General features: G+C 71.4%; 4 protein-coding genes. 2 read left to right on the top strand and 2 right to left on the bottom strand.

Annotated elements, in window-relative coordinates:
• On the top strand, positions 1–1,140 hold a 1,140-nt coding region (locus tag ACFWAR_RS39245; protein WP_385788482.1), incomplete at its 5' end, for a biotin/lipoyl-containing protein.
• Positions 1,141–1,233: 93 nt separating this feature from the next.
• On the opposite strand, the gene ACFWAR_RS39240 is transcribed toward ACFWAR_RS39245, so the two are convergent.
• Both ACFWAR_RS39240 and ACFWAR_RS39235 read right to left on the bottom strand, forming a co-directional pair.
• Positions 1,234–2,184, bottom strand: a complete 951-nt coding sequence (locus tag ACFWAR_RS39240) for a DeoR/GlpR family DNA-binding transcription regulator (RefSeq protein ID WP_385788479.1) — start codon at positions 2,182–2,184, stop codon at positions 1,234–1,236.
• Positions 2,185–2,328: 144 nt separating this feature from the next.
• The gene (locus ACFWAR_RS39235) at positions 2,329–3,768 is read right to left on the bottom strand and encodes an NAD(P)H-quinone dehydrogenase (RefSeq protein WP_385788476.1); all 1,440 of its coding nucleotides are present in this window, start codon (positions 3,766–3,768) and stop codon (positions 2,329–2,331) included.
• Between the two features lie 172 nt (positions 3,769–3,940).
• Here ACFWAR_RS39235 and ACFWAR_RS39230 point away from each other — a divergent pair, with 172 nt between their 5' ends.
• Positions 3,941–4,378, top strand: a complete 438-nt coding sequence (locus ACFWAR_RS39230) for a gamma-glutamylcyclotransferase (RefSeq protein ID WP_330332265.1) — start codon at positions 3,941–3,943, stop codon at positions 4,376–4,378.
• Positions 4,379–4,496 lie beyond the last annotated feature (118 nt).

The following is a 4,496-nucleotide window of genomic DNA, read 5'->3' as shown; positions in this document are numbered from 1 at the left end:
GAGACCCAGTGCCTGGCCGACTCCCACGGCAACGTGGTCGTCGTCTCCACCCGTGACTGCTCGCTCCAGCGCCGCCACCAGAAGCTGGTCGAGGAGGCCCCGGCCCCCTTCCTGAGCGAGGCCCAGAACGCCGAGCTGTACGCGGCGTCCAAGGCGATCCTCAAGGAAGCCGGCTACGTCGGCGCCGGCACCGTCGAGTTCCTCGTCTCCGCCGACGGCCTGATCTCCTTCCTCGAGGTCAACACCCGCCTCCAGGTCGAACACCCGGTCACCGAAGAAGTCGCCGGCATCGACCTGGTCCGCGAGATGTTCCGCATCGCCGACGGCGAGGAACTCGGCTACGGCGACCCGGTCCTGCGCGGACACTCCTTCGAGTTCCGCATCAACGGCGAGGACCCCGGCCGCGGCTTCCTGCCCGCCCCCGGCACCGTCACCCGCTTCACCCCGCCCTCGGGCCCCGGCGTCCGCCTCGACGCGGGCGTCGAATCCGGCAGCGTCATCGGCCCCGCCTGGGACTCGCTCCTGGCCAAGCTGATCGTCACCGGCGCCACCCGCGAACAGGCCCTGCAACGCGCCGCCCGCGCGCTCGCCGAGTTCGAGATCGAGGGCATGGCCACCGCCGTCCCCTTCCACCGCGCGGTCGTCGTCGACCCCGCCTTCGCACCCGCCGACGGCAACCCGTTCACGGTCCACACCCGCTGGATCGAGACCGAGTTCGTCAACGAGATCCCCGCCTTCGTGGTCCCCGCGACCGACGAAGAGCCCGACGAGCCGGGCCGCGAGACCGTCGTGGTCGAGGTCGGCGGCAAGCGCCTGGAGGTCTCACTGCCCTCCAGCCTGGGCATGACCCTGGCCCGCACCGCGGCCGCCGGCGGCGCCAAGCCCAAGCGCCGCGCCGCGAAGAAGTCCGGCCCCGCCGCCTCCGGCGACACCCTGGCCTCCCCCATGCAGGGAACCATCGTCAAGGTCGCCGTCGAAGAGGGCCAGCAGGTCAACGAGGGCGACCTGATCGTCGTCCTCGAGGCCATGAAGATGGAACAACCCCTCAACGCGCACCGCTCCGGCACCGTCGTCGGCCTGTCCGCCGAGGTCGGCGGCTCGGTCACCTCCGGCGCCACCATCTGCGAGATCAAGGACTGATCTCGTCGGGGCCGCGGCAACGCCGCCCACACCGCACCGCACCGACGGGGCCGGATCACTCCGGCCCCGTCGGCGTTCCCACGTTCATGCGCCCTAGCGGCGGCGCATGTCCGCGACCCTGGCGCGCTCCCCCGCTTGCTGCTCCAGCATCCCCGAGGGGGCGCTGCGCAGTTGTGCGGTGGGGCCGCCACGGCGTTGTACGGGCAGCGGGGAGTCGCGGCGCGGACGCCGGCCCTGCATGCCGTCGGTGGCTGCGGGGGCGGTGGCCCCCGCGACCGTGATCTGGACGCCCTGGTCGGCCAGCGCCTGGAGCTCGGTGGCGGCCCGGTCGTCGTGCGACTGCGGCTCGTCCGTCACGAGTCGGGTGATGACGTCCGTGGGCACCGTCTGGAACATGGTGTCCGTGCCGAGCTTGGTGTGGTCGGCCAGGACCACCACCTCGGCGGCCGCCTGCACCAACGCCCGGTCCACGCTCGCGGAGAGCATGTTGGACGTGGACAGACCGCGTTCGGCCGTCAGGCCGCTCCCGGACAGGAACGCCCGGGAGACGCGCAGCCCTTGGAGGGACTGCTCGGCCCCGCTGCCGACCAGGGCGTAGTTGGACCCGCGCAGGGTCCCGCCGGTCATGACGACCTCGACCCGGTTGGCGTGCGCCAACGCCTGGGCGACGAGCAGCGAATTGGTGACGACGGTCAGACCCGGCACCCGGGCGAGCCGACGGGCCAGCTCCTGGGTGGTGGTGCCCGCGCCGACGACGATGGCCTCGCCTTCTTCGACGAGACCCGCCGCGACATCGGCAATGGCGGTTTTCTCCGCCGTCGCGAGATGGGACTTTTGCGGAAAGCCGGACTCCCGCGTGAAACCACCCGGCAAGACCGCACCGCCGTGTCGGCGGTCGAGGAGTCCTTCTGCCTCCAGTGCCCGCACGTCCCGCCGTACGGTCACTTCGGAGGTCTGGACGACGCGGGCGAGCTCACGGAGCGATACCGCTCCGTTGGCGCGCACCATTTCGAGGATCAATTGACGACGTTCTGCAGCGAACACGAAACTGACAGTAACGCAACCAGTCCGTTCCTTTCAGTGCCCGACGCCGAAATGCAGAAGATGAGAACAGATCGGGCACTGGTGTGATATGCGCGCTTCCGGCGCAACCGGTCACCGCCGGAAGCGCCGGAAGGGGCACGGCAATTACGCCTCGCCGGCCGCCTTGCGGGTGTGCAGCTGGCGGGCCACCTCGGCGATAGACCCCGACAGCGAGGGGTACACGGTGAACGCGTTTGCGATCTGCTCGACCGTCAGGTTGTTGTCGACGGCGATCGAGATGGGGTGGATCAGCTCGCTCGCGCGCGGGGCGACGACCACGCCGCCGACGACGATCCCGGTGCCGGGACGGCAGAAGAGCTTCACGAAACCGTCGCGGATGCCCTGCATCTTGGCGCGCGGGTTGCGCAGCAGCGGCAGCTTCACGCAGCGGGCGTCGATCTTGCCGGAGTCCACGTCGGCCTGCGTGTAGCCGACGGTGGCGATCTCGGGGTCGGTGAAGACGTTCGAGGACACCGTCTTGAGGTTCAGCGGGGTCACCGCGTCGCCGAGGAAGTGGTACATCGCGATCCGGCCCTGCATGGCCGCGACGGACGCCAGGGCGAAGATCCCGGTCACGTCACCGGCGGCGTACACGCCCGGGGAGGAGGTCCGCGAGACCTTGTCGGTCCAGATGTGCCCGGACTCGGTGAGCCGGACGCCGGACTCCTCCAGGTTCATGTTCCGGGTGTTGGGGATCGCACCGACCGCCATGAGGCAGTGCGTGCCGGTGATCACGCGGCCGTCGGAGAGGGTGACCTCGACCCGGTCGCCGACCCGCTTGGCGGACTCGGCCCGGGAGCGGCCCACGACGTTCATGCCGCGCCGGCGGAACACGTCCTCCAGGACGGCCGCGGCGTCGGGGTCCTCGCCCGGCAGCACGCGGTCGCGGGAGGAGACGAGGGTGACCCGGGAGCCGAGGGCCTGGTAGGCGCCGGCGAACTCGGCGCCGGTGACGCCGGAACCGACGACGATCAGTTCCTCGGGCAGCTCCTCCAGGTCGTAGACCTGGGTCCAGTTCAGGATCCGCTCGCCGTCGGGCATCGCGTCCGGGATCTCGCGCGGGTGCCCGCCGGTGGCGATCAGGACGGCGTCGGCGGTCAGGATCGTCTCCGTACCGTCCGCGGCCGTCACGATGACGTCACGGGTGCCGTCGATGCCCTGGGGGCCGCCGAGCTTGCCGCGGCCGCGCAGCACGCGGGCGCCCGCCCGGGTGACGGAGGCCGTGATGTCGTGCGACTGGGCCAGCGCGAGGCGCTTGACCCGGCGGTTGACCTTGCCGAGGTCCACGCCGACCACCCGGGCCGCCTGTTCCAGCGGCGGGGTGTCGTCGGCGACGACGATGCCCAGCTCCTCGTAGGACGAGTCGAAGGTCGTCATCACCTCGGCGGTGGCGATCAGGGTCTTGGAGGGCACGCAGTCGGTGAGGACCGAGGCCCCGCCCAGACCGTCGCAGTCCACGACGGTCACCTCCGCGCCGAGCTGGGCGCCTACCAGGGCCGCCTCGTATCCGCCGGGGCCGCCGCCGATGATCACGATCCGGGTCACGAAAAGTCCGCCTCACGTCTACCCGGCCGGCTGCCCCCCGGCCGGGGTTCCGGGGGGTCTCCCCGGGGGATGCATTCCGTGCCCCATTGTCCCGCACGCATCAAGGTGCTTCGCGCCCGGTCCCGCCATCCGGGCACGCGTCCATCGCCGTACCTCCCGTACCCTCGACCTCATGTCGCTCTACGCCGCGTACGCCGGCAACCTCGACCCGCGGCTGATGACGCGCCGCGCTCCGCATTCCCCGCTGCGCGGAACGGGGTGGCTGAACGACTGGCGGCTGACGTTCGGCGGGGAACAGATGGGCTGGGAAGGCGCGCTCGCCACGATCGTGGAAGCGCCCCGCCACCAGGTCTTCGTCGCCCTGTACGACATCGCGCCGCTGGACGAGGAGTCCATGGACCGCTGGGAGGGTGTCGGGCTCGACATCTACCGCCGGATGCGGGTGCGCGTGCACACGCTGGACGGCGAGGAGGCCGCCTGGGTGTACGTGCTGAACGGCTACGAGGGCGGGCTGCCCTCGGCGCGCTACCTCGGGGAGCTGGCGGACGCCGCCGAATCCGCGGGCGCGCCGCACGACTACGTGATGGAACTGCGCAAGCGGCCCTGCTGAGCACCGGCCACCACGGAGCGGGGGCCGGCCCCCCCCCCCCGCCCCCCCCCGGGCCATGGGTGGGGAACACACAAACCAACCACCCCACAACCAACAGCGGGGCCAGAAAACACGCAGG

The organism is Streptomyces sp. NPDC059917 (genome assembly GCF_042730635.1).
Lineage (GTDB): Bacteria > Actinomycetota > Actinomycetes > Streptomycetales > Streptomycetaceae > Streptomyces.
The sequence above is the reverse complement of the archived record's forward strand: the minus strand, read 5'-3'. Positions and strand labels throughout refer to the sequence as shown.